26 protein-coding genes are annotated in these 24,928 nt (G+C 55.4%); 18 read left to right on the top strand and 8 right to left on the bottom strand.

Annotation, left to right across the window (positions count from 1 at the left end; genetic code table 11):
• The first annotated feature begins 66 nt into the window (after positions 1-66).
• Both DVA44_RS12790 and DVA44_RS12795 read left to right on the top strand, forming a co-directional pair.
• Entirely contained in the window at positions 67-1,200 is a 1,134-nt protein-coding gene (locus DVA44_RS12790) for an alpha/beta hydrolase (RefSeq protein WP_114387150.1), read from the top strand.
• 60 nt (positions 1,201-1,260) lie between these two features.
• Positions 1,261-2,433 (top strand): MFS transporter, encoded by a 1,173-nt coding sequence (locus tag DVA44_RS12795; protein WP_114387151.1) that lies wholly within the window; start codon positions 1,261-1,263, stop codon positions 2,431-2,433.
• A gap of 3 nt (positions 2,434-2,436) precedes the next feature.
• On the opposite strand, the gene DVA44_RS12800 is transcribed toward DVA44_RS12795, so the two are convergent.
• Positions 2,437-3,324, bottom strand: coding sequence for a GlxA family transcriptional regulator (locus tag DVA44_RS12800; RefSeq protein ID WP_246843569.1), 888 nt, complete (start codon positions 3,322-3,324; stop codon positions 2,437-2,439).
• A gap of 37 nt (positions 3,325-3,361) precedes the next feature.
• Here DVA44_RS12800 and DVA44_RS12805 point away from each other — a divergent pair.
• The 5 genes from DVA44_RS12805 (at position 3,362) to rclA (ending at position 9,265) form a co-directional block, all read left to right on the top strand.
• Positions 3,362-4,509 (top strand): IS3 family transposase gene (locus DVA44_RS12805; RefSeq protein WP_114387153.1). Its coding sequence is split into 2 segments (ribosomal slippage): positions 3,362-3,599 and positions 3,599-4,509, totalling 1,149 coding nucleotides; the frame shifts between segments, so codons are not numbered across the junction.
• A 388-nt stretch (positions 4,510-4,897) separates the two neighbouring features.
• On the top strand, positions 4,898-5,704 hold the full coding sequence (locus DVA44_RS12815; RefSeq protein ID WP_114387154.1) for an SDR family oxidoreductase: 807 nt from the start codon (positions 4,898-4,900) through the stop codon (positions 5,702-5,704).
• A 71-nt stretch (positions 5,705-5,775) separates the two neighbouring features.
• Positions 5,776-6,798, top strand: coding sequence for an alpha/beta hydrolase (locus tag DVA44_RS12820; protein ID WP_114315117.1), 1,023 nt, complete (start codon positions 5,776-5,778; stop codon positions 6,796-6,798).
• Positions 6,799-6,878: 80 nt separating this feature from the next.
• Positions 6,879-7,895, top strand: a complete 1,017-nt coding sequence (locus DVA44_RS12825) for an NAD(P)-dependent alcohol dehydrogenase (RefSeq protein WP_114388419.1) — start codon at positions 6,879-6,881, stop codon at positions 7,893-7,895.
• 44 nt (positions 7,896-7,939) lie between these two features.
• Positions 7,940-9,265: a reactive chlorine resistance oxidoreductase RclA gene (rclA, locus tag DVA44_RS12830; protein WP_114388420.1), complete on the top strand. Its 1,326-nt coding sequence runs from the start codon at positions 7,940-7,942 to the stop codon at positions 9,263-9,265.
• A 38-nt stretch (positions 9,266-9,303) separates the two neighbouring features.
• Here rclA and DVA44_RS12835 read toward each other — a convergent pair whose 3' ends face one another.
• The 4 genes from DVA44_RS12835 to DVA44_RS12850 form a co-directional block, all read right to left on the bottom strand.
• Positions 9,304-9,525, bottom strand: a complete 222-nt coding sequence (locus DVA44_RS12835; protein WP_114387155.1) for a hypothetical protein — start codon at positions 9,523-9,525, stop codon at positions 9,304-9,306.
• A gap of 259 nt (positions 9,526-9,784) precedes the next feature.
• On the bottom strand, positions 9,785-10,081 hold the full coding sequence (locus DVA44_RS12840) for a nitroreductase (protein ID WP_103179448.1): 297 nt from the start codon (positions 10,079-10,081) through the stop codon (positions 9,785-9,787).
• 145 nt (positions 10,082-10,226) lie between these two features.
• A complete protein-coding gene (locus tag DVA44_RS12845) occupies positions 10,227-10,991 on the bottom strand; it encodes an SDR family NAD(P)-dependent oxidoreductase (RefSeq protein WP_114387156.1) in 765 nt (254 codons plus the stop codon).
• A 33-nt stretch (positions 10,992-11,024) separates the two neighbouring features.
• Positions 11,025-12,047, bottom strand: a complete 1,023-nt coding sequence (locus DVA44_RS12850) for an alpha/beta hydrolase (protein WP_114387157.1) — start codon at positions 12,045-12,047, stop codon at positions 11,025-11,027.
• Between the two features lie 290 nt (positions 12,048-12,337).
• Here DVA44_RS12850 and DVA44_RS12855 point away from each other — a divergent pair, with 290 nt between their 5' ends.
• A complete protein-coding gene (locus DVA44_RS12855; RefSeq protein WP_114387158.1) occupies positions 12,338-13,240 on the top strand; it encodes a LysR family transcriptional regulator in 903 nt (300 codons plus the stop codon).
• 31 nt (positions 13,241-13,271) lie between these two features.
• Positions 13,272-14,183, top strand: coding sequence for a LysR family transcriptional regulator (locus tag DVA44_RS12860; RefSeq protein WP_114387159.1), 912 nt, complete (start codon positions 13,272-13,274; stop codon positions 14,181-14,183).
• A 253-nt stretch (positions 14,184-14,436) separates the two neighbouring features.
• Here the strand turns inward: DVA44_RS12860 and DVA44_RS12865 are convergent, their stop codons facing one another.
• The gene (locus DVA44_RS12865) at positions 14,437-15,078 is read right to left on the bottom strand and encodes an HD domain-containing protein (protein WP_114315124.1); all 642 of its coding nucleotides are present in this window, start codon (positions 15,076-15,078) and stop codon (positions 14,437-14,439) included.
• 119 nt (positions 15,079-15,197) lie between these two features.
• On the opposite strand from DVA44_RS12865, the gene DVA44_RS12870 reads away from it, so the two are divergent.
• The 9 genes from DVA44_RS12870 (at position 15,198) to clcB (ending at position 22,867) form a co-directional block, all read left to right on the top strand.
• The gene (locus DVA44_RS12870) at positions 15,198-16,055 is read left to right on the top strand and encodes a GlxA family transcriptional regulator (RefSeq protein ID WP_371413810.1); all 858 of its coding nucleotides are present in this window, start codon (positions 15,198-15,200) and stop codon (positions 16,053-16,055) included.
• 32 nt (positions 16,056-16,087) lie between these two features.
• The gene (locus DVA44_RS26250) at positions 16,088-16,198 is read left to right on the top strand and encodes a hypothetical protein (RefSeq protein WP_371413811.1); all 111 of its coding nucleotides are present in this window, start codon (positions 16,088-16,090) and stop codon (positions 16,196-16,198) included.
• A gap of 41 nt (positions 16,199-16,239) precedes the next feature.
• Complete coding sequence (locus DVA44_RS12875) at positions 16,240-16,863, top strand: glutathione S-transferase family protein (RefSeq protein WP_114387160.1); 624 nt, start codon at positions 16,240-16,242, stop codon at positions 16,861-16,863.
• Between the two features lie 167 nt (positions 16,864-17,030).
• A complete protein-coding gene (locus tag DVA44_RS12880; protein ID WP_114387161.1) occupies positions 17,031-17,774 on the top strand; it encodes a YoaK family protein in 744 nt (247 codons plus the stop codon).
• Positions 17,775-18,031: 257 nt separating this feature from the next.
• Complete coding sequence (gene osmY, locus DVA44_RS12885) at positions 18,032-18,742, top strand: osmoprotectant ABC transporter permease OsmY (protein ID WP_114387162.1); 711 nt, start codon at positions 18,032-18,034, stop codon at positions 18,740-18,742.
• Between the two features lie 18 nt (positions 18,743-18,760).
• A complete protein-coding gene (osmX, locus tag DVA44_RS12890; RefSeq protein WP_103824509.1) occupies positions 18,761-19,660 on the top strand; it encodes an osmoprotectant ABC transporter substrate-binding protein OsmX in 900 nt (299 codons plus the stop codon).
• Between the two features lie 9 nt (positions 19,661-19,669).
• Positions 19,670-20,317 carry an osmoprotectant ABC transporter permease OsmW gene (gene osmW / locus DVA44_RS12895; RefSeq protein WP_114387163.1) on the top strand — a complete coding sequence of 216 codons (648 nt, stop codon included), beginning with the start codon at positions 19,670-19,672 and terminating at the stop codon, positions 20,315-20,317.
• Positions 20,317-21,465: an osmoprotectant ABC transporter ATP-binding protein OsmV gene (gene osmV / locus DVA44_RS12900; protein WP_103824510.1), complete on the top strand. Its 1,149-nt coding sequence runs from the start codon at positions 20,317-20,319 to the stop codon at positions 21,463-21,465. The genes osmW and osmV overlap by 1 nt, the downstream gene beginning before the upstream one ends.
• 91 nt (positions 21,466-21,556) lie before the next feature.
• Positions 21,557-22,867 carry a voltage-gated ClC-type chloride channel ClcB gene (clcB, locus tag DVA44_RS12905; RefSeq protein ID WP_114387164.1) on the top strand — a complete coding sequence of 437 codons (1,311 nt, stop codon included), beginning with the start codon at positions 21,557-21,559 and terminating at the stop codon, positions 22,865-22,867.
• On the opposite strand, the gene bioD is transcribed toward clcB, so the two are convergent.
• Both bioD and mlc read right to left on the bottom strand, forming a co-directional pair.
• Positions 22,802-23,497 carry a dethiobiotin synthase gene (gene bioD, locus DVA44_RS12910; protein ID WP_114315131.1) on the bottom strand — a complete coding sequence of 232 codons (696 nt, stop codon included), beginning with the start codon at positions 23,495-23,497 and terminating at the stop codon, positions 22,802-22,804. The genes clcB and bioD overlap by 66 nt on opposite strands.
• 126 nt (positions 23,498-23,623) lie before the next feature.
• Positions 23,624-24,844: a sugar metabolism global transcriptional regulator Mlc gene (gene mlc, locus DVA44_RS12915; protein ID WP_114388421.1), complete on the bottom strand. Its 1,221-nt coding sequence runs from the start codon at positions 24,842-24,844 to the stop codon at positions 23,624-23,626.
• Between the last annotated feature and the right edge of the window lie 84 nt (positions 24,845-24,928).

Genomic DNA, 24,928 nt, shown 5'->3' on the forward strand with positions numbered 1-24,928 from the left:
CTCTAATCATCACTATTTCTGCTAACTATACTGGCCTCAACATCACAACACAGCCCGGTACCTCTTATGAAAACATTCACCCAAAAACTGTCAGCGGCCATGCCTGCAATGCTGCTATGCGCCTCTTTAAGTGGAGTAACAACCATGAGTTATGCAGAGACAACCAATCCGAACGCCCCGGTATCGATGGTCACCACATGGGACAAAACCTTTGCTGAAAGCAAAAAGGTCGATCACCGTAAAGTCACCTTCCAGACCCGCTACGGCATTACGCTCGTGGGCGATCTCTATCTGCCGAAAGACCGGGGCGATCGCAAGCTGGCGGCGATCGCGGTCAGCGGACCGTTCGGCGCGGTGAAAGAGCAGTCCAGCGGCCTCTATGCCCAAACCCTGGCGGAGAAGGGCTTTGTCACCCTGGCATTCGATCCCTCTTACACCGGCGAAAGTGGCGGCCAGCCGCGCAATGTCGCTTCTCCCGATATCAACACCGAAGATTTCAGTGCCGCGGTGGACTTCCTCGGATTACAAAAAGAGGTGGATCGCAACCGCATCGGTATCCTTGGCATCTGCGGCTGGGGCGGCATGGCGCTGAACGCAGCCTCCATGGACACCCGCGTGAAAGCGGTCGCCACCAGCGTCATGTACGACATGAGCCGGGCGATGGGCCACGGCGTGGGCGATGGTAAAGACCGCTACTCGGCAGCCGATCGCCATGCTGTTCTCGAGTATCTGAACGAGCAGCGCTGGAAAGACGCAGAGAACGGCACCTTTGCCCATGCCGGACATGATATTTATGTCGACAACGGCAAAGCGACCGCCGCTGAACGTATTCTGCCGGAAGCGTTACCTGCCGATCCGCATCCGGTACTGAAAGAGTTCTTTGATTACTACCGGGTGCCGCGTGGTTTCCACGAGCGCTCCGTAAACTCCACCGGCGCATGGACCGCGACCATGCCGCTGTCGTTTATGAACATGCCGCTGTTGAGCTATGCCAAGGAGATCACCATCCCGACGCTGATCGTCACCGGTGAAAAGGCCCACTCGCGCTACTTTGCTGAAGATGCCTACAAAGCCGTCAGCAGCAAGCAGAAAGAGCTGGTGGTTGTCCCGGTCGCTAACCATGTCGATCTCTACGACAACGTCGCCGGTAAGATCCCGTTTGCGCAGTTTGAGCAGTTCTTCAAAACCAGCCTGAAGTAATCCTCTCCGCCACCTGTCCCTGGCAGGTGGCGTTGTTTTCCCCCTTCGTGAAATCTGATTATGTCCACACTGAGCCAAACCACACAGAGTAACGAACGCGCGTACTGGGGCGGTATTTTTGCCATGACCCTGTGCGTATTTGTCCTGATTGCCTCGGAGTGTATGCCGGTCAGCCTGCTGACGCCCATTGCCCACGATTTAGGGGTCACCGAGGGTCTGGCCGGCCAGGGGATTGCCATCTCCGGCGCGCTGGCGGTCCTGACCAGCCTGAGCCTGACCCGTATTGCCGGGAATATGAACCGTAAAACGCTTCTGCTGGGTATGACGGCGCTGATGGCGGCGTCCGGGCTGCTTATTGCCTTTGCCTCCAGCTACCTGGTTTATATGGTCGGGCGCGCCCTGATTGGGATCGCCATCGGTGGCTTCTGGTCCATGTCTGCCGCAACGGCCATCCGCCTGGTGCCGCAACATCAGGTCTCCCGTGCGCTGGCGATTTTCAACGGCGGTAATGCCCTGGCAACGGTGGTAGCCGCCCCGCTCGGCAGCTATCTTGGGGCCACCATCGGCTGGCGCGGAGCCTTCCTGTGCCTGGTTCCGGTGGCAATGATCGCATTCATCTGGCAGTGCTTTAGCCTGCCGATGATGGAGAATGACCGGGCGGCACAGGGTACGGTATTGCGCCTTTTCCGCCAGCCTGTGGTGCGCGTTGGCCTGTTAGCCTGCGGCCTGTTCTTTATGGGACAGTTCGCGTTATTCACCTACGTGCGCCCATTCCTGGAAACCGTCACCCAGGTCAGCGCCTCCGGCTTGTCGCTGATCCTGCTTACCATCGGTATCGCGGGATTTATTGGCACGCTGATTATCGCCGCCTTTTTAAATGCACGCTTTTACCAGACGTTAATGGCGATTCCCCTGCTGATGGCCATCATTGCCGGAGTGTTGATCCTGACCGGGCACAGCGTCTGGATCGTCGCCCTGCTGTTGGGTCTCTGGGGTCTGCTGGCAACCGCAGCGCCAACGGGATGGTGGACGTGGCTCGCCCGTACTCTGCCCGAGGATGCAGAGGCCGGCGGTGGACTGATGGTGGCGGTGATCCAGCTCTCTATCGCCCTGGGCTCCACGGCGGGTGGCATGGTGTTCGATAACGTTGGCTGGCAAAGCACCTTTGGCATGAGTGCTATTTTGCTGCTAAGCGCGGTCGTGCTGACGTTTTTCACGGCACGTAAGCGCTGAACATCAGGAGGCCAGCGTGCCTTTCCCTGTGCGTAACGACTGCGGTGGAATACCGTATCCGCGCATAAAGACATTGCGCATATGACGTCGGTCCCGGAAGCCTGACTCACGGGCGATCACCTCCAGCGGTAAGCGGCTCTTCTCAATCATCAGTCGTGCAGCCTCAAGCCGCAATCGTTCTATCACCCGCGCCGGGGATTTACCCGTTTCATTTAAAAACAGGCGATTGAGCTGACGGGCACTCAGATGTACAGCATGGGCAAGATGCTCAACGGTAAGCGTTTTGCTCAGATTTTGCCGGACATACTCAATCGCCAGCTGCAGGCGGTCGCTTTTAGGGGATATGGCAAGCAGCTCTGAATGCTGGCGCTGCCCTCCCGTCCGGCGCTGATTCATGACCATACGGTGGGCAATATTGCGTGCAACATCGGTACCCTGATCTTTTTCAACCATCGCCAGGACCATATCAAACCCGGCGGTCATGCCAGCCGACGTCCAGATCTGATCGTCGATAATGTAGATCAGGTCCTCTTCGGTTCGTATGGTGGGGTGAAGGACTTTCAGGCTGTGGGTATAAGCCCAGTGTGTCGTAGCGCGCCTCTCCTGCAATAGCCCGGCCTGAGCCAGCACGAAGGCGCCGGTACAAATTCCGGCAATACGGCGCGCGCCGGACGCATGATTTTGCAAAAAATGTATCACCCCCGCGGTTGCCGGTAAGGCGACGGGGGTGAGTACGCCACCCACAAGCCAGGTATCAACCTGGCTCTCTTCAGACAGAGGTTGGGTGATGACATTTATCCCGTAAGACGAGGCCACCTCTCCCCCCTTTTCTGAATATACCGTGCAGTGGTAGAAGGGTTCGCCTTGAATCGCCACGGGTTTAACAGACACCTCAGAGTCATTTAAGATGACTTAAAGAGAGGTGCCCATGAGCGGTAAGCGTTATCCCGAAGAGTTTAAAATTGAAGCGGTAAAACAGGTTGTTGATCGCGGCCATTCTGTTTCCAGCGTGGCAACACGTCTCGGTATCACCACCCACAGTCTTTATGCCTGGATAAAGGCATATGGCCCGGATTCCTCAACCAATAAAGTCCAGTCAGACGCTCAGGCCGAGATCCGACGCCTCCAGAAAGAGCTGAAGCGGGTTACCGACGAACGGGACATATTAAAAAAAGCCGCGGCGTACTTCGCAAAGCTGTCCGACTGAGGTACGCCTTTATCCGTGACAACACCCATTGCTGGCCTGTCCGACTGCTTTGTCGGGTGCTGGATGTGCATCCGAGTGGTTTTTACGCCTGGCTTCAGCAGCCGGATTCACGGCGGCATCATGCTGACCTGAGGCTGACGGGGCTGATAAAGCAGTTCTGGCTGGAGTCGGGTTGCGTTTATGGTTATCGCAAGATCCACCTCGACCTGCGGGATACCGGACAACAGTGCGGAGTTAACCGTGTCTGGCGACTGATGAAGCGAGCCGGGATAAGGGCTCAGGTCGGGTACCGTAGCCCACGGGCACGTAAGGGTGAAACCAGCATCGTGACGCCCAACAGGCTCCAGCGGCAGTTCAACCCGGAAGCACCGGATGAGCGTTGGGTAACGGACATCACTTACATCCGGACTCACGAAGGCTGGCTGTATCTGGCTGTGGTTGTTGACCTGTTCTCGCGCAAAGTTATTGGCTGGTCAATACAGCCCCGGATGACAAAGGATATTGTCCTGAATGCACTTCTGATGGCCGTGTGGCGACGTAATCCTCAAAAGCAGGTGCTGGTTCATTCTGATCAAGGCAGTCAGTACACAAGCTATGAGTGGCAGTCGTTCCTGAAATCATACGGGCTGGAGGGCAGTATGAGCCGTCGCGGTAACTGTCATGACAACGCAGTCGCAGAAAGTTTTTTCCAGCTACTGAAACGTGAACGGATAAAGAAAAAGATCTACGGAACGCGAGAAGAAGCCCGCGGTGATATTTTTGATTACATCGAAATGTTTTATAACAGTAAGCGTCGGCATGGTTCGAGTGATCATATGCCACCAACTGAATACGAAAACCAATATTATCAGCGGCTCGGAAGTGTCTAGATTATCTGTGGCGATTCACCTAATACCAGGTTAGCAAATTCAAAAATTGTCAGCGTCGATAACGCAAGAGACTGGAACTGGTCGGAAATAAGGAGCCCTACCCGATGCATGTCATTAATCCTTCTTCAGTAAAATCTTAATCACCCTGGCTATAGTGGGCTCCCAGCCCCCTGGCTGGACGTCTGTTGTCATTATTTTCTCACCCGGAAGATTTACCAAAAAAACGATTCATCAGGCAATACGTTAATTACCTGGCACGACGCAGTTTTTACTGGATTTAAAACACACCGACGCAAAATGTCCGAAATCGTGCCCGTTTACGTCATTTTCTCACTGGCGTCTTCACGTAATCTCAATTCATCCCTTACACCCTATCGAGGTGATTTAAATGAGTGATTCAGTGAAAGGAACGGCGGTCGTAACAGGTGCATCAACCGGAATGGGCGCGCTGTATGCTGCCCGGCTTGCAAGAATGGGTTACGACCTGATCATTGTTGCCCGCAATCATAACCGGCTCAATCAGATGGCAAGCCATATCACCGCCGACAGCGAACGTAACGTGGAGGTCGTGGCGGCGGACCTGAACGATCCGCAGCAGCTGGCCGCCCTCGAGGAGAAGCTGCGTAATGACGCGAGCATCACGTTGCTGGTGAATAACGCGGGGATGGGCACTCATACTCAGCTCGTTGATAGTAACGTTGAGCAGATGACGAGCATGATCAACCTGAACATCATTGCCCTTACCCGACTGACTTACGCCGTGGTTCCCGGCTTCGTTAAGCGTGGCCGGGGTGCCATCATCAATATTGGCTCCATTGTGGGGATCGCGCCTGAAGTGTTGAATGGCGTATATGGCGGCAGTAAAGCCTATGTTCTGGCATTCACCCGCTCTCTGCACCGGGAGTTAGCTGGCAAAGGTATTCAGGTTCAGGCTGTACTGCCCAGCGCAACGGCGACGCCATTCTGGGATAACGGAGGCCTCCCGCTGAGCCAACTCGACCCGGGTATCGTTATGCAGGCCGAAGATATGGTTAATGCGGCGCTGGTCGGGTTCCAGCGCGGGGAGCTTATTACTATCCCTTCGCTGCATGACGAAAACCGTCTTCAGCAGTGGGAGCAGGCGCGTCAGGCGATCATTGAAGACTTCTCTCACAATGTACCTGCGGCGCGCTATCGGCCTTCTTCAAAGGTGTAATGCCTGAAGAAACAGAGTGATCAGTATTTTTCATCGCATATTCACCATCAACTATTCCCCAGGAAAAAATAATGAAAACGAAACTGAGTGTCAGTGCCCTGTTATTAGCGACGCAGGTCACCGCCGCATGGGCAGCGCCCGTACAAAACAGGCCAGAGCCTACTGCCGGGGTGGCTTCATTTCTCAAGGTACTGAACAGCAGCGGCGGAAAACCGATGGAGGCCTTAACCCCGCAGGAAGCGCGCCAGGTGCTGGTCTCAGCCCAGCAAGGGGCTAAACTGCCAGCGGCGCAGGTAAGCGAAAAAACGATTACCGTTCTCGGCAAGCCCCTGAATCTGACGGTGGTAAAGCCCGAAAACAGCGGAACGCAGACGCTGCCTGTGTTCATGTTTTTTCACGGGGGTGGCTGGGTGCTGGGAGACTATCCAACACATGAACGACTGGTCCGGGATCTTGTAAACGCTTCGGGCGCGGCGGCTGTTTTCGTCAATTACGATCCTTCGCCTGAATCCCACTATCCTGTTGCCATTACACAGGCTTATGAGGCCACGAAATGGGTGGCTGAACATGGCGCAGAAATCGGCGTTGACGGAAAACGCCTGGCGCTGGCAGGAAACAGCGTCGGTGGCAATATGGTGGCTGCCGTCGCGCTGCAGGCAAAACAATTTAACACCCCAGCGATCCGTTATAACGTCATGCTGTGGCCGGTAACGGACGCGCACTTTGATACCGCTTCCTATAATGAATTCGCTGACGGCTATTTTCTTACCCGGAACATGATGAAATGGTTCTGGGATAACTACACCACCTCGGATAAAGAGCGAAATACGATTCTGGCCTCGCCTTTACGCGCGACAGCTGAAGAGCTCAAGGGGCTGCCGCCTACCCTTATTCAGACCGCCGAGCTGGACGTGCTGCGTGATGAAGGTGAAGCGTTCGGGCGCAATCTCGATAAGGCGGGGGTGCCAGTTACCGTCACGCGCTATAACGGGTTGATCCATGACTATGGCCTGTTGAATGCCCTGAGCGAAGAACCAGCGGTGAGAACCGCAATCAACCAGGCGGCTTCCCAGCTCAAAATCCATCTGCAGTAATTCCGTGGCCAGCCAGGGTTCGCTGGCCTTCATTTACGGCTATGACGGTGACTGAACCGTCTTCTGTTCGGAGCGATATTATGAAGGCGATAGTGCTGAACGCCCCCGGTGGGCTCGATCATATTTCATTAACCGATCTGCCCGATCCTGGACAACCTGGTCCGGGCCAGATCCGCGTGGCAATCCATGCCACCTCTTTAAACTTCCACGACTTACTCGTCGCCAGCGGCAAGGTGCCGACCGCCGATCGGCGCATCCTGATGGCTGACGGCGCTGGCGTGGTAGACGCGACCGGCGAAGGTGTCACTGATTTCAAACCGGGCGACAGGGTTGTATCCACCTTTTTCCCTCAGTGGACAGAAGGTGATGTCATAGCGTCAGTCGGTGACTTCGGGCAGACCCCAGGCGATGGCGCCCAGGGATTTGCCGCGGAATATGTTGTGCGCCCGGCCTCGCACTTTACCCTTGCGCCTGCCGGATGGAGTCATGCTGAAGCCGCCACGCTGACCACCTCTGGCCTGACGGCATGGCGAGCCCTGGTCGTCGATGCAGGATTAAAGGCGGGCGATACGGTCCTGACGTTAGGGACCGGCGGCGTGTCGATTACGGCTCTACAGATTGCCAAAAGTATGGGGGCGAACGTGATTGTCACCTCTTCTTCTGATGAGAAGCTGGCGCGGGTAAAAGCGCTGGGAGCCGATCACGTCATCAATTATCGCTCAACGCCGCAGTGGGGAGAAAGGGTCCAGGAGATCACGGGTGGTCGCGGTGCGGATGTTGTCATTGAACTCGGCGGGCCGGGTACGCTGGCGCAGTCGATAGAAGCAGTGCGCATTGGAGGCCATATTGCTTTGATTGGCGTCCTGACGGGTATGGAAGGTGTTATACCGACCGCGATGCTAATGGCAAAACAGGCCCGTCTTCAAGGGCTGGTGGTCGGCAGCAATCGTATGCAACAGGAGTTTGTCAGAGCCCTGAATCAAACCGGCATCCGTCCCGTCATCTCCGACCGTTTTGAAGGTCTGGCTTCTCTTGGTGAAGCATTCAGTCACATGGCCGGCAGAAAGCACTTCGGGAAAATCACTGTTGAATGGTAGCCAGAGGCGAAAACCCGGTTAACGCTTCTATCGCGGAGAGTAAGATGAACCATTATCAGGCAGCAATCATCGGATTTGGTAAAGCGGGCAAAACGCTGGCGGCGGCGCTGGGCCGCGCTGGCTGGCGTGTGGCGATCGTGGAAAAATCGAAAACCATGTATGGCGGCACCTGCATTAACATCGGCTGTATTCCCACCAAAGCGCTGGTACATGATGCGCAGGCCGCCACTGACTTTACTGAGGCTGCGCAGCGGAAAGCATCAGTGGTTGAATTCCTGCGTGAAAAAAATTATCTCAATCTGGCGAATCTCGAGTCAGTGGATGTCATCGACGGGCAGGCGGAATTTCTTGATCCCCATACGTTGAAAATCACGTCAGGAGAGGCGATCCGCACGCTCAGTGCCGACCGTATTTTCATTAATACCGGCGCTGAAGCCCGCTTTCCGCAGATTGAAGGGCTGATCGCCGGGCCACGCATTGTTGACAGCACCGGCATTCTGAATTTATCCAGCCTGCCAAAGCGTCTGGGTATTTTGGGTGGCGGCTATATTGGCGTTGAATTTGCGTCGATGTTTGCGCGTTTCGGCAGCAAAGTTACGCTGTTTGAAACCGCATCGCAATTTCTGGCGCGGGAAGACAGCGATATCAGCGCGGCGGTCGCCACTATCCTGCAGGATCAGGGTGTCAAAATAGAGCTGAACGCGGTGGTTGACGCCGTTACCAGCAGCAGTGAGGGCGTTACGCTGCACACCCCGCAGGGCGATCGCCAGATGGATCTCCTGCTGGTCGCCACCGGCCGCCACCCTGCAACCGGGGCGCTGAAGCTGGAAAATGCCGGAGTCTTAACGGACGCGCGCGGCGCCATCCAGGTTGATAAGAGACTGAAAACCTCGACAGACCACATCTGGGCGATGGGTGATGTCACCGGCGGGCCGCAGTTTACCTATGTCTCCCTCGATGATTACCGCATCGTGTACGATCAGCTGCTGGGTGAAGGAACGCGTACCACGGACGATCGGCTGAATATCCCTTATTCGGTATTTATGACCCCTACGTTGTCGCGTATCGGCTTAACGGAAGCGCAGGCGCGGGAGCAGGGAAAAAATATTCAGGTGGTGTCACTGCCGGTGGCGGCGATCCCGCGGGCACGCGTTATCAACGATACCCGGGGAATGTTGAAAGCCGTGGTCGATAATGACACTCAGCAGATACTGGGCGTGTCGTTACTGGCTGCAGATTCGCATGAGGTGATCAACATCGTAAAAACAGTCATGGATGCCGGGCTGCCGTACACGGTGCTGCGCGATCAGATCTTCACCCACCCCACCATGAGCGAATCGCTGAACGATCTGTTTGCTCTGGTGAAATAGGCGCTATCCCTCAGACAGGCTGACCTGACGTGATGGCGTCAGCCTGCTTTATACGCCACCCACTCTTGCCAGACATTTTCTGGGTCAATATCGCGGTAGCCGCGCTCTCTGATCATATCGTTGGCCGCCTCGTCCGGCAGCCGGATGGCCGTAGCGCCATCGCGGATCGCCTCTACCTCTTCCCGGGTTAACGCCCGCCCCAGCTCCTGCTCTTTATCAATCAGGACGACGATTAAGGCGGGCACAAAAATAATCTGCATATTTATAATCCTTTAATATGTTTGCCTGCCACTTTATCACTGGCTGTTTTGGTCTAGTGCCTGAATCGTGAATTTCATCAGGACGGGAGCTTATGATGCTATAAATCTGGCAAGCCACTCTGGCAGATGTGGTGCTGCTCAGTGCGCTGGGATGCAGTACCTATCGTGCTCACTTTAGTCATGTGGGTGTCAGAGGAATAATTGAATGCCTTTTTAAATGAAACAGGCATACCATCTCTCTATCTACCTGAAGTGGACATTATTCATTTACGCTGACATTCAGCCTTTTGGCTTCCATCGTTATTAACTTTTGGGCAACCGTCATATCGCCGCCGTGAACACGATCTATCAGGTTCTGGATGAGCGTAACCATCAAAAAACTCTTATTAGCAGGAGAGAAATCAGTCATATCAATCCCGCTCTCCTGGAGTTCATGGTGTGCTGCTCTCTCTGTTTCTTCAACAATTTCAGCAGCTTTCTCGTTCATCCGATCAATATGTGCAAAGACAATACGATTGATCATTTCTATCTGTTCTGGCGTGAAATTTTTTTCCATTATTGTCCCTCAAGAAGGTTAGAAACTTTAAAAATCGGTCATATTGCAACAAATATAATAAATGAATAGATCACCACTTAAATAGTAAGACATTCTTAAGCTTGAAGCGGCCAGCGCCTGCTTTGGCATCTGGCCAGATGATGGCTTAACGCATGGTCAGGCCGCCATCAATGGATATGGACTGGCCTGTCACGTAGGATGACGCATCGCTGGAGAGCCAAAGCACCACATCCGCAATTTCTTCAGCCCTGCCATGACGTTGCATAGGAACGCCCTGCACCATCGCCTCCAGCGCCTCTTTCTGGCCTGAGGCAACCATGGCGTCAACCATTGGTGTCCAGATAAGCCCCGGGCAGACGGCATTGACGCGAATATTGCGCGCGGCATACTCGAGCGCAGCACTTTTGGTCAGGCCCAGCACGCCATGCTTGGCGGCGTGGTAGTTAGCGCGTTCTGCACCGCCCACAATCACGCCGATAGATGAGCAGTTCACGATCACGCCGCTGCCCTGCTTACGCATCTGCTGCAGTTCGTACTTCATGCAGCCCCAGACGCCGCGCAGGTTGACCGCCGTGACGCGGTCGAAATCTTCTGCTGTCGCATCCGCAATCTCTGCCAGCACATTCTGGATCCCGGCGTTGTTGAAGGCGATATCGAGGCGGCCAAAGGTCGCGACGGTCTCTTGCACCATCGCGGCGACGTCATCCAGATCCGCTGCATTGCAGGTCACCGCTTTAGCGGTATAGCCGGAAGCCACCAGCGACTCTGCGGCCTGCGTCACCGCCCCGGCGTTAATATCAGCCAGCACGACGGATGCACCCGCCGCAGCATAGGCCTGGGCGGTGGCGAGACCAATACCCGAAGCGGCTCCGGTCACTAAGGCAATTTTATTATTGAGTGAATAGATCATAATATTTTTCCTGTTTAAATACTAAGCTGGCTGTTAAAGATTTTTACCGAAGAACGCAGCAAGTTTATCCACCGCCGGCGTGACGTACTGCGGCTTGTCATATAAATCAAAATGCGATGCGCCGGGAATAATCGTTAATTCCTTCGGCTGTTTTGCATTATCAAAAGCCTGCTGGCTAAATTTACGGGTTTCTGCTTTTTCGCCCGCAATTAATAATACCGGCCGGGGAGAAATATTCTCCATATGCTCCAGCGGGTAATAGGCCATATGCAGCCCCGGGCTGGTCACGACATAGCGGTTTCGGGCATTCGAATGCGCGCCCCGCGGGGTGAGATAATATTCTGTCGCTTCCCGCACAAAATTCGGCGTACTGGCATCGACGCTATCCCGCGCCGGGAGGAGTTGTTCAACCTTCAGCGGGGCACCGGCGGCCTCTTTATTTAACTGCGCATCGACGCTTTGCAGTAATTTCAGCCTGTCGGCAGCCGAGACCGGCGCCCCCTCAATGCCGTTTCGGGTCGCATCTCCGATGTCGTAGGTCACGACCCCGGCGACCGCTTTCACCCGCAGATCGGTTTGCGCTGCGTGGAGGGTATAACCGCCACCAGCACAGATGCCCAACGCCCCGATGCGTGCGGCATCAACCTGCGGCAGGCTGCTCAGGTAGCCAATCGCACTGCGAATATCCTGTACCCGGTCTGCCGGGTTTTCCAGGTCACGCGGCAAACCGCCGCTTTCGCCGTAGTGAGAAGCATCATAGGCCAGAGTAATAAATCCGCGCTTTGCCAGCTGTTGGGCGTAAAGACCCGAGGTCTGTTCTTTTACGCCGCCCCAGGGATGAGAAACGACGATGGCGGGGTATTTTTTCGCGCTATCGTAATCAGGCGGCAGGTAGAGATTGGCCGCCATTTTGACATCACCATTCTGAAACGACACTTTCTGTGCGTTCATGGCATTAATACCTTCGGCAACGGTAGTTGGCTGGGGTTGTTCAGAATATGCAGCGCTGGCAACAAATAATGATGCCAGCAATAATGAAACTTTAGATAATGACATAACGCCTCCTGACCGATATTTCTATCAGCATGATTGATCTGTTTTAATGGTAATTTCGTGAACATTGAGCGTGATGAAAAATACCCACCCGCGCCGTTCAATCTCTTTTCAATTATTTTTTGATTACGCCTGACGGAAATTATTTCCGCCCACTCTTGTTTGCTTGCGAATAAATATACCTGACGTAGTCAACCCAGACCAATGCGGCCTGTTTCTTGCATTTATAAGCAAAATTCATTAATGTTTTTAAACCTGACTTATCTCCTGTGTCGCGTCCGTGTGAGGAAGAAATGGCTCGTGAGGGTTTCAGCGATCTATTAGCGCTTATTGCGGTGGCGCAAACCGGGAGTTTTACCCGGGCTGCGGCGCAGCTGGGTGTTACCCAGCCGGCACTGAGCGCCAGCATCCGCGGTCTGGAGGAGCGGCTCGGCGTACGCGTGTTGCTGCGTAGTACACGGCGGGTATCCCTGACGATGGCGGGGCAACATCTGGTGGACAGGATCGTGCCCGAATTTGCCTACATCGAGAAAGAGCTTGAATCCCTGAACGATCTGCGGGACAAGCCGACCGGCACCCTGCGCATCACCGCCATTGACTATGCCATTCGCCAGGTTTTGTGGCCTAAACTCTTCCCCTTTTTGCAGCAGTATCCCGATATCACCGTTGAGCTGATCAGCGAGTATGCCAGCGTCGATATCGCCGCCAGAGGCTATGACGCCGGTGTCAGATTCGGCATGGAGCTGGCGCAGGACATGATCTCCGTGCGTATCAGTCCGGATGTGGAGAATACGGTGGTCGGATCGGCGGACTATTTTACGCGATTTCCAGTCCCCGCGCGGCCTGAGGCACTCGACCAGCACAGATGCATTCGGCTGCGCACCTCTACTTATGGCGGCCTTTATGACTGGGAATTTACCGAGGGTCAGCGTGAGTTCTCCGTCAGGATCGGCGGCCCCGTCATCTGTAATAACGCTTACGACATTCTCGAAGCCGCAAAAGCAGGATTGGGGCTGGCCTACCTGCCGCAGGATATGGTTCAGCCCTGGCTGGATTCAGGCGAGCTGGTGTCGGTACTCGAAGCATGGTGCCCGCTCTGGCCGGGCTTGCATCTCTATTACCCTAACCGGCGCCAGCATTCCCGGGCCATGACGCTGATGGTTGAAGCGTTGCGTTTCCATGAGAATCAGGCATAACGGCGTGTTTCACGCATAACCGAGGCGGAATATGTCAGGCGAAATCTTCAGGGATATTGTGGCGTTTATTACTATTGCCCGGGAGCGCAGTTTTACCCGGGCTGCCGCCGAACTGGGTGTTTCCCAGTCGGCGTTAAGCCACACCATCCGTAATCTTGAAGCGCGGCTGGGGCTACGACTGCTGATCCGCACCACGCGCAGCGTCTCTCCCACCGAGGCCGGGCAGCGCTTGCTTGAGCGGGTATCTCCCCGCTTCGATGTCATTGCCGGGGAACTGGCCTCCCTGAGCGAGTTGGGCAGCAAGATCGCCGGGACGGTCCGCATCACGGCGTCGGATTTCACCTGGAACACCTTTGTCTGGCCGCGCCTATCCGCTGCTTTGCTGCACTATCCTGACGTCAAGCTGGAGGTATCGAACGATCCGGCCCTGACCGATATTGTTGCCGATCGCTTTGACGCCGGTATCAGGCCAGGCGACAGGATCGGCAAAAATATGGCTTCCGTGCGGATTTCACCCGACTGGCGAAACGTCATTGTGGCCTCCCCTGATTATCTTTCCGCAAGACAGCTGCCGCTCACGCCGGAGGATTTGGCCCGACACGCCTGCATCAATACCCGCTACTCCATGAAAGAGGGTATCAGCCCCTGGGAACTTAAAAAGGGTGACACCCTGGAGGCTTGTCGTGTCGATGGCCCTTTGATCTTTAACTCGGTATATGCGGCGCTCGATGCAGCTCTGGCGGGATATGGTCTGGCTTTTGTACCGGAAAACCTCGCCCGCCCCTGGCTGGATCAGGGCCGTCTTCGTTCAGTGCTTGAGGCGTGGTGCCCGCTGCGCCAGGGGTTCCACATTTTCTACGCCAGCGAGCGCCAGCTCCTGCCAGCACTCTCGATGATTATTGAGACGTTGCGATACGAGCCAGCGGTCCAGGATGTTACATAGTCCCACCGTTCAATGACTGATGGACCCGGGAATTATCTCTGGCAGGGTTCATGGCAGAGCAGCGGATAGGTCTGCCCCGCTAAAAACAGCTGCATAGGTCTGGCTCAATCTATCTATGCGCCAACCGTTAACTAACGCAAAAAGGCGCATGACGTCTTCAGCTAAACGCCATGCGCCGCCTGTGAAGGCATCATCCATATTTAAGCTCAAGATCATCCCTGATATTTAACTGCTGCGCTTGCGTTGCGGCGGCTCAGCCGTGCCAGCGTGACTGCCGGATAATATTGCAGAAGTTAAAAGGAGTGAAACCGGGTTCTTTATCCTTAATAACGTCAGCCTTTACGTTACCGAATGTCGTCTGCGGCTTGTGTTTTATACCGTCATAGAATGCCTGAATAATATCTTCTTTAAATGTTGGCGTACGGGGATACTGCTGCGTAACCGCTTTAATATCTTCTTCTGAGAATTTTTCATAATCGATTCCCAGCACATCCATTTCCACGCCTGCGGTAACCAGGGCTATTTCTGGTGCCATGAACTCAGGTATGCCGGGTGTGGTATGGAGTGCAATGGCTGTCCATACCTTATCAATGTCGGCAGGCGCGATACCATATCCTTCCAGAAAGGTACGCGCTGCATTGGCACCGTCTACTTCAAAACGTTTGTCACAGCTGCAATGCTCATGGGTGAGTCCAATGTCATGGAACATACAGCCAATGTACAGCAGCTCACTGTCTACTTTCAGGCCCCTTTCCTGTCCGGCCAGGGCCGCCCAGTAATAAACCCGGCTTGAATGATTAAACAGCAGCTCTGTTTCGGTGTCCCTGATAAATTCCGTGGCTTCTCTGGCCATACGGCTGTCCGGGACGCTGATACCTTTAATTGCAGAACGCATGAATAACTCCTTAGATGGCTATGGTGTGCCTCTAAATTAGGGTTTATCATTCATGTCTTCTACCGTACTTTTACGACGAATATGGACATCTGGATTTATTCAGACGCCGGGAGAAGAAAATGAGTCATACCATAGCCATACTGGCGGTACCGGGCGTGCAGTTGCTTGATGTAGGCGGGCCTATAGATGTTTTTGCTGAGGCTAACAGAATCCTGGGACGTCAATTTTACCGTCTGTATGTCGTTTCCGTCAGTGGCTCTGCTGTACAGGCCTCGTCCGGCGTCAGGCTTACGGCAGATTTTTCACTCACGGATATTTCAGAACTCGTTCCTGATACGTTTCTCATTGCGGGCGCACCAGGTATGTCTGGTTATACGCCAGAGAGCAATATCCTGGCGGGTATTACCGACTTATGCGAAAAAAGTGAGCGGTTTGGATCCGTATGTACTGGCGCGCTGCTGCTGGCGCTTACCGGAAAACTCAACGGTAAGCAGGTCACCACCCACTGGAATTGTGCGGAACTGCTTTCTATCAGACATCCTGAAATAGTTGTGGAAAGCGATGCGCTGTTTATCGCCGATGGTAGGGTGCGTACTGCCGCCGGTGTGACATCCGGCCTCGATCTGGCACTGAGGCTGGTAGAAGAAGATCTGGGTCGGGAAATTGCGGCCGAGGTTGCGGATCAGTTAGTGATGTTCTTTCGTCGGCCTGTTAATCAGTCTCACTTTGTCAGACGAAGCCAACTTTCCCTGAACGGACGCTCAGCGCTCCAGGATCTTCAGCGTTGGGCAATTCAGAATATTAAAGAGATTGGCTCGGTTTCCATGTTGGCGCAACACATCAACCTTAGTGAAAGGCATCTTACGCGTATATTTCGCCAGGAGATCGGCTTGACCCCGGCTCAATGGCTGGAGCGCGAACGTGTGTCGAAAGCGCGCTTGCTGATTGAAAAAGAGAAGCTGCCCGCAAAAAAATAGCCGCAGAATGTGGTTTCTCAGGTCCGGATGTCATGCGGCGTGTGTTCAGTCGGCTCACAGGCATGACGCCTGCCGCCTATCGGAAGATGGTAAGCCAACAGGAATACTTCCCCACCAAAGTTTGCCCTAAACTCACTGAATAGCGGCTCTGTTGTTAACTCACCCGACAAAGGACACCTGCATCATGCTAAAAATCCTCGGCAAAACCACCTCCATTAACGTGCGCAAAGTGCTCTGGACCTGTGAAGAAGTGGGTCTGGACTATCTTCAGGAAGATTACGGCAGCGGCTTTGCCTCAACGGAAACCGACGCCTTCCGCGCGCTGAACCCGAATGCGATGGTGCCGGTGCTGATCGACAATGATTTCGTGCTCTGGGAATCCAATGCAATCTGCCGCTATCTGGCGCGTAAGGCCGGGCGCGATGACCTTCTCCCGACAGATCCGCAAGCCTGCGCCAACGTCGAACGCTGGATGGACTGGCAGGCTTCGGAATTTAACAACGCCTGGCGCTATGTCTTTCCGGCCCTGGGGCGTAAAAACCCGGACTTTAACGATCCGGCGCGAATTGCCGCAGGAATTAAGGAGTGGAACCACCATATCGCGATCCTTGAGCAGCAGCTGCAACGCACCGGGGCATGGGTGGCGGGCGACACTTTTACCCTGGCCGATGTGGTGCTGGGGCTGTCGGTGAACCGCTGGAAGATGACGCCTTTTGAGCATCCACCGGTGCCCGCTATCGAGGCCTGGTTTGAACGTTTAAATCAGCGCCCGGCGTTTTTACGCCACGGAAATAATGGCATGCTTTGAGCATAATGCGCCGGGTAAATAAGCACTTTGTTATCAAGGTTATTTTATTTAATTACTTAATTCCCGCCCACCTCCGGTGCCTTAATAATTAAGTACTATCCTGGACAATCCATGACCAGGCTTTGCTAGCCTGATTATTCAGGCAAAGCTCAAACCGGAGGTATTCTTTGCTGATTAAACTTAAGAAAGAACGAACCCATCAGGAGGATCGTCGTCTTGCCCTCTGGCTGGCGACCTCCGCAGGATTGCTGAATGCCATTGCGCTGGGGGCTTTCGGCTTCTTTCCTTCCCATATGACAGGCAATACCTCACAATTTTCCAGCGAAGTCTCCTCAACGGATCTGAACGATATTATTTTCTTCGCCACCATTATTTTGTCGTTTGTGACGGGGGCAATTATTGCGCGGATTATTGTTTTATGGGGCATCATGCATAATGTGCGGCTCATTTTTTGTCAGGTTTTGTTTATTGAAGGGTTATTACTGGCCGGCGTCTCTCTGCATGAAATCTATTTTCATACCTTCACGACTAACCGGGAAATTATTATTTTTCTCTGCGGGCTGATGGGTATTCATAATTCCACCTCCACCCAACTTTCCGGCGGGCGGGTACGCTCCACCCATATTACCGGCACCTTAACCGACGCAGGCATTTCGCTGGCCTCCGTGGTGGTGGCGATGCTACGCCGAGATTACTCCAAAGATACGGCCGCACAAACCAGCCAGCTTACAACCCATCTCACCACCCTTTTCTCGTTTATCACGGGAGGGATTGCCGGGCTGGTCCTGTTCAGGTGGTTTGGGTTTACTGCGATGCTGGCCCTGGGCGTAATGCTGGTTTTCGTCGCCACCTTCTCCATCATCAGCACCTCGCTGCGCGTGCGAAAGGTCCGTGCTGCGCTCAGCAAATAACAGACTCCACTTTTCATTAAGTGACGGCGTCACTTAATGAAATTATCTTTAAGACTATTCTGCCTGCCAGTATCCAGCCCTTACCCCATAAGGCTTAACCTCATATACCCACAATATTCATAAGGTTAGAGATAATACCGCTTCGCTGGAACCCTTCCCAAACCCTTGCTATAGCTCCAGTACCCCTGCCAAAACATGGCATAACAACAGGCAACCGGTGGTTGCTATAACGCATGCGCACAGGGAGACACACTGCAATGCATCCATTACTCAAACGCTCGCTGCTTTTTGTCGGCGCCATTATCGTGGTCGTCGCCCTCCTCGTCTGGGGAATTGGGCTGGAGACGATCAAAGCGCGCCAGGTTGACCTGGTCTATCTCGGGCAACAGCATCTGATTTTAGTCTTCTCATCCATGTTCTTCGCCCTGCTGGTCGGTATCCCCAGCGGTATCTTGCTGAGCCGTCCGGCCGCGCGTGGTATCGCCGAATACGTCATGCAGATTTTTAACGTCGGCAACACCCTGCCGCCGCTGGCGGTTCTGGCCCTGGCAATGGTGGTGATTGGCATCGGCGATACGCCTGCCATTATCGCCCTGTTCCTCGCCTCGCTGCTGCCGATTGTGCGTAACACCTACGCCGGACTGTGCTCGGTTCCGGCATCGTTACTGGAAGCGGCAAACGGCATCGGGATGACCAAATGGCAGCGTCTGCGCCAGGTGGAGCTGCCTAACGCCTGGCCGGTGATGCTCTCCGGTATTCGTATCGCCACCGCCATTAACGTCGGTACCGCACCGCTGGCCTTCCTGATTGGCGCCAACAGCTACGGCGAGCTGATTTTCCCCGGCATCTACCTGAATGATTTCCCGACGCTGATCCTGGGCGCGGCGGCCACCGCCCTGTTCGCCCTGATTCTGGATACGCTGCTGGCGGCGCTGGGCCGACTGATGAGCCCGCATCTCGCACGATAACAATAATAAGGAGCTTCTATGAGACTGTTTACCGGCCTGGCGGCGCTATGTACCGCCGCGCTCTTTACCAGCCAGGCGCTCGCAGCGCCCCTGATCCTGGCGACCAAGAGCTTTACCGAACAGCATATTCTCTCGGCGATGACCGTGCAGTACCTGCAAAAGAAAGGGTTTGAAGTTAAGCCTCAGACCAACATTGCCACCGTCATTTCCCGTAATGCGATGATCAACAAGCAGATCGATATGACCTGGGAGTACACCGGTACCTCGCTGATCATCTTTAACCACATCAACAAACGCATGTCGCCAGAGGAGTCTTACGAGACGGTGAAACGTCTGGATGCGAAGCACGGTCTGGTGTGGCTCAAACCTGCTGACATGAACAACACCTACGCCTTTGCCATGCAGCGTAAGCGCGCCGAGGCAGAAAATATCAACACCATGTCAGAACTGGTGGCGAAGATTGAGCAGGTGCGCAAAACCGATCCGGATAACAACTGGATGCTGGGCCTGGATCTGGAGTTCTCCGGACGCAGCGATGGCATGAAGCCGCTGCAGGCGGCCTACAACATGGAGCTCGATCGCCCGCAAATTCGCCAGATGGATCCCGGCCTGGTCTATAACGCGGTGCGCGACGGCTTTGTCGATGCCGGGCTGGTTTACACCACTGACGGACGCGTTAAAGGCTTCGACCTGAAGGTGCTGGAAGATGACAAAGGCTTCTTCCCGAGCTACGCGGTGACTCCGGTGGTGCGCAAGGATACGCTGGAAGCCAACCCGGGTCTGGAAGAGGCGCTGAATACTCTCTCTGCCCAGCTCAATAACGACGTCATCACCGAGCTCAACAAGAAGGTGGATATCGATCATCAGTCACCGCAGCAGGTCGCCCGTGATTTCCTGCGTAGCAAGCAGCTGCTGTAAGGAGGCGCTATGGATACTATTCACTACATTCTTGATAACTGGGGTTACATCATGACCCTGACCTTCCAGCACCTGTGGCTGGTGGCGCTGGCGGTGGGCTTAGCCATTATTATCGGCGTGCCGCTGGGCATTCTGATCGTGCGTCACAAATGGCTGGCGACGCCGGTGCTGGGGATTGCCACCATCGTGCTGACCATCCCGTCCATTGCTCTGTTCGGCCTGATGATCCCCCTCTTTTCCATGATCGGTCAGGGTATTGGCGCCCTGCCCGCAATTACCGCCGTGTTTCTCTACTCGCTGCTGCCGATTGTGCGTAACACCCACACCGCGCTCGACAGCCTGCCGCCCGGCCTGCGCGAAGCGGGTCGCGGCATCGGCATGACCTTCTGGCAGCGTCTGCGCTGGGTAGAAATTCCCATGGCGCTGCCGGTGATTTTTGGCGGCATCCGTACCGCGGTTGTGATGAATATCGGCGTTATGGCCATTGCCGCCGTCATCGGCGCGGGCGGGCTTGGCCTGCTGCTGCTAAACGGCATTGGCGGGAGTGATATTCGTATGCTGATTGCCGGCGCGCTGATGATTTGTCTTTTAGCGATTGTGCTCGACTGGTTACTGCACCGTCTGCAGATCGTTCTGACTCCAAAGGGGATTCGATAATGATAAAACTGGAAAACCTCACCAAACAATTTTCACAGAAGCACGGCCAGACTTTTAAGGCCGTAGATAACGTCAACCTGAACGTGCCCGAAGGGGAGATGTGCGTCCTGCTCGGCCCGTCCGGCTGCGGCAAAACCACCACCCTGAAGATGATTAACCGGCTGATTACCCCGAGCAGCGGCACCATCCAGATTAATGGCCAGGACACCAGCGAGATGGACACCGTGACCCTGCGCCGCAACATCGGCTACGTGATCCAGCAGATTGGCCTGTTCCCGAACATGACCATCGAAGAGAACATCACCGTCGTACCGCGCATGTTGGGCTGGGATAAAGCCCGCTGTAAAACCCGCGCCGAAGAGCTGATGGATATGGTAGCGATGGATCCCCATAAGTTCCTCAACCGCTATCCGCGGGAGATGTCCGGTGGTCAGCAGCAGCGTATCGGCGTGATCCGCGCCCTGGCGGCGGATCCTCCGGTACTGCTGATGGATGAACCTTTTGGCGCGGTGGACCCGATTAACCGCGAGGTGATCCAGAACCAGTTCCTTGAGATGCAGCGCAAGCTGAAAAAAACGGTGATGCTGGTGAGCCACGACATCGACGAGGCGCTGAAGCTGGGGGATCGTATCGCCGTCTTCCGTCAGGGACGCATCGTGCAGTGCGCCAGCCCGGACGAACTGCTGGCGAAACCGGCCAATGAATTTGTCGGCTCGTTCGTTGGCCAGGACCGCACCCTGAAGCGTCTGCTGCTGGTCTCCGCGGGCGATGTGACGGATCAACAGCCAACTCTGACCGTGCGACCGGCCACGCCGCTGCCGGAAGCCTTCGCCATCATGGACGACAACGACATTCGCGCCGTCACCGTGGTGGATGAAAATGGCAAACCGCTGGGCTTTGTGAAGCGCCGGGAAGCGCGCAATGCCACCGGCACCTGCGCCGATCTGCTCCATCCGTTTCGCATGACCGGCAAAGCGGAGGACAACCTGCGCGTGGTGCTGTCACGGCTGTATGAGAGCAACACCAGCTGGATGCCGATTGTCGATGAAGAGGGGCGCTATAACGGTGAAATCTCTCAGGACTATATTGCGGAATACTTAAGCTCCGGACGCACGCGCCGGGCGCTGAATATTCACAGCGACAGTTAATATTGTAAGCCGGGCCTTGCCCGGCTCTTCGCATTGCTAACCCCGCGTTTTCCCGTCAAAATATTGTATCTTCCCCATTTACGCGTAGCCCATGCATCGACTCCATGCTTACCCTGACATCCGTGCGATGTTTCGCCGGTTGCTGATTGCCAGCGTCACCGGCGTGCTGGCGGCACTGGCCGTGGCCCTGTTCCGCCATGCTCTCTATTTACTGGAGTGGTTGTTTCTGAGTAACGAAAGCGGCAGTCTGGTGAATGCCGCCAGCGCCCTGTCACCCTGGCGACGTGTCCTGACCCCTGCTCTCGGCGGGCTGGCTGCCGGGCTGCTGCTGTGGGGATGGCAGAAAATGACCGCCCAGCGGCCCCATGCACCTACCGACTATATGGAGGCGCTGGAAACGGGTGACGGGCAGTTTGACTACGCCGCCAGCCTGGTCAAATCCCTGGCGTCGCTGCTGGTCGTCGCCAGCGGTAGCGCCATTGGCCGGGAAGGGGCGATGATCCTGCTGGCCGCCCTCGCCGCCTCCTTTTTCGCCCAACGCTTTACCCCCAAAACGGAATGGAAACTGTGGATTGCCTGCGGTGCCGCCGCCGGGATGGCCAGCGCCTACCATGCCCCGTTAGCCGGAAGCCTGTTTATCGCCGAGATCCTGTTTGGCACCCTGATGCTGGCCTCGCTCGGCCCGGTAGTAATTGCCGCCGTGGTCGCCCTGCTCACCACCCGTCTGCTCAGCCCCGGCGCGAATACGCTGTATGAGGTACACCTCAGCGACACGCTGACCGGGGTGGATTATTCATTGATCGTGGGAATGGGCCTGCTGGCGGGCATCTGCGGCCCGGCATTGATGTGGCTCATGACGTTCAGCCATTCCCTGTTTCTGCGCCTGAAGCTCTCTCCGCCGTGGCAGCTTGCGCTGGGTGGCCTTATCGTTGGCCTGCTGTCGCTGCTGACCCCTAAGGTCTGGGGGAATGGCTACAGCGTGGTACAGGGGTTCCTGCTGGCGCCGCCGCTGCTGTCGGTCATTGCGGGGGTATTTATCTGCAAGTTGCTGGCGGTTCTGGCCAGTAGCGGCTCGGGCGCACCGGGTGGGGTTTTTACGCCAACGCTGTTTGTCGGCATGGCGACCGGCATGCTGTTTGCCCAGCTCTTTATGCTGTGGTTGCCCGGCTCTGAAACCGCGATTTTGCTGGGGCTGGCAGGGATGGCGACGCTGCTCGCCGCCACGACGCACGCGCCAATCATGTCGGCGCTGATGGTCTGTGAAATGACCGGGCAGTACGTTCTGCTGCCCGGTTTGCTGATTGCCTGTGTGGTGGCGTCCGTGCTGTCGCGAACGTTACGCCATGATTCGATCTACGGTCAGCACCCGGCCGAAAGCAGAGAGGTCGATATACTGCGCTAGCTCACGCTGTTCGGCGCGCGGCAGGTACGGCAGTTCACCCACCAGCGGTGCAGGCAGCTTTTTGCTTAACACATCAATAATTTCGGCATAGTGCGCCAGGCCCGGATTGATGCGGTTCGCTACCCACCCCACCAGCGGCAGGCCGTCATTGGCGATGGCTTGGGCGGTTAGGAGGGCGTGGTTGATACAGCCCTCCTGAATACCGACCACCATCAGCACCGGCAGTTGCTCCTGCACCACCCATTCTGACAGCGGGCGCAGATCGTTCATCAGGCTGCGCCAGCCGCCGGTCCCTTCGACCACCACGTGGTCCACTTTTTCGCTCAGGCTGGCAAGCCCGTTCGATAACAGGGTGTAATTCACCAGCCCGCTGTGCGCCACGCTGCTTTCATCTTCGCTAAGCGCGATGGGGTTAATGGCATGATAAGGAAGTTCTAAAGAGGAGACGCTTTGCAGCACCAGCGCATCTTTATTGCGCAATCCCTCTGGCGTCTCTTTACTCCCTTTGGCTACCGGTTTGTACCCTGCAACACGCTTTCCGCTGGCCATCATGGCTTGCAGCAAGGCGCGGGACACCACCGTCTTGCCGACGGAGGTATCAGTACCCGTTACAAAGAAACGCTTAAGCATCACTTACTCCACCGTTATGCTCTGAAAATATAAATGAAGGAAATAATTCAGTGGAGGAAGTCTAAGGCATGCGCTATCTGCCCGGTTTGAGATAGCGCAATTTTTGGTAAGACTGTAAAAAAACAGTTAACCCTGCAACAGACGAATCAATAGTGAGCCGTTATACATCGCATCCTTCACCAGCGCCGCGCCGGCCATCGTGCCCTGATTGGTGAACTGAGTACTTTCCACCATGATGTGCTTGCTGTAGGCCGGCAAGGACTGCTGGCGGATGGAGTCGGCGATTGCCGGGAAGAGCACATCCGATGCCTGGTTCAGGGGCGAGCCAATGAGGATCTTCTGCGGATTAAAAAGGTTAACCATAATGGCAATGATCCGCCCGACGTTGGTGCCGACGCCGGTGATAATATCTTTTGCCAACAGATCGCCCTGCTGCGCAGCGGCGCAGAGTGACTCGACCGTCAGGGGCTGGCCGTGGAGCGCCGAGCTCATCGACTGGCCGAGCCTGAGTTGGGCCAGCTCCAGCACGCTGTCAACGCTGGCAATGGTTTCCAGACAGCCGTGGTTACCGCAGTAACAGCGCCTGCCATAGGGATCGACCTGGGTGTGACCAATCTCCACCAGGCTGCTACTGCCCGCGTGCAGCAGGCGGCCATCGGTGATCACCCCGGCCCCCACGTTGTGGTCGATCACCACCTGAATCACGTCCCGCGCGCCGCGAGAGGCGCCGAACAGCGCCTCGGCCATCGTCCAGGCGCTGATATCATGCTGAATATAGACCGGCACGCCGGTGTGATTTTTCAACACCTCGCCCAGCGGCATCTCTTTGACGTCGTCGTAGAACGGCATCCGGTGGACAATTCCATTTTCCGTATCAATGATACCGGGCATGGTGATGGCAATGGCGGTGAGGCGTTCCAGCTTCTGCTGATGATGAATGAAGAATTGGTCGATCAGGGCGGTGATCCGCACTTCCAGCGGCTGGACAGCTTGCAGTTCCAGCGGCAGCCGGTCTTCCACCACCAGCTTGCTGCTGAGATCGCGCAGCGCAAGGTAAATTTCACCGCGGCTGATGCGCAATGAGAGGTAGTGCCAGGCTTCGGTTTCCACCACCAACCCAACGGCCGGACGGCCACGACTGCCCGGCTCCTGAATTTCTGTTTCCTGCACCAGGTGAGCTTCGAGCATCTCACGCACAATCTTGGTGATACTGGCAGGCGCCAGTTGCGCAAGCCGAGAAAGATCGATGCGCGAGACCGGCCCAAGCTGATCAATCAGGCGATATACTGCACCTGCATTGGTCTGCTTAATCTGATCGATATGCCCTGGCTGACTATCAGCAACCACCACGTACTCCCTTATTTTCGCGCTTCGAAATAAACTGTGGGCTATGGTGAAGCACTTCTACAGTAATCGTCAAATTTTTACTTA

It is taken from the genome of Leclercia sp. W17, from assembly GCF_003336325.1.
Taxonomy (GTDB): Bacteria; Pseudomonadota; Gammaproteobacteria; order Enterobacterales; family Enterobacteriaceae; genus Enterobacter.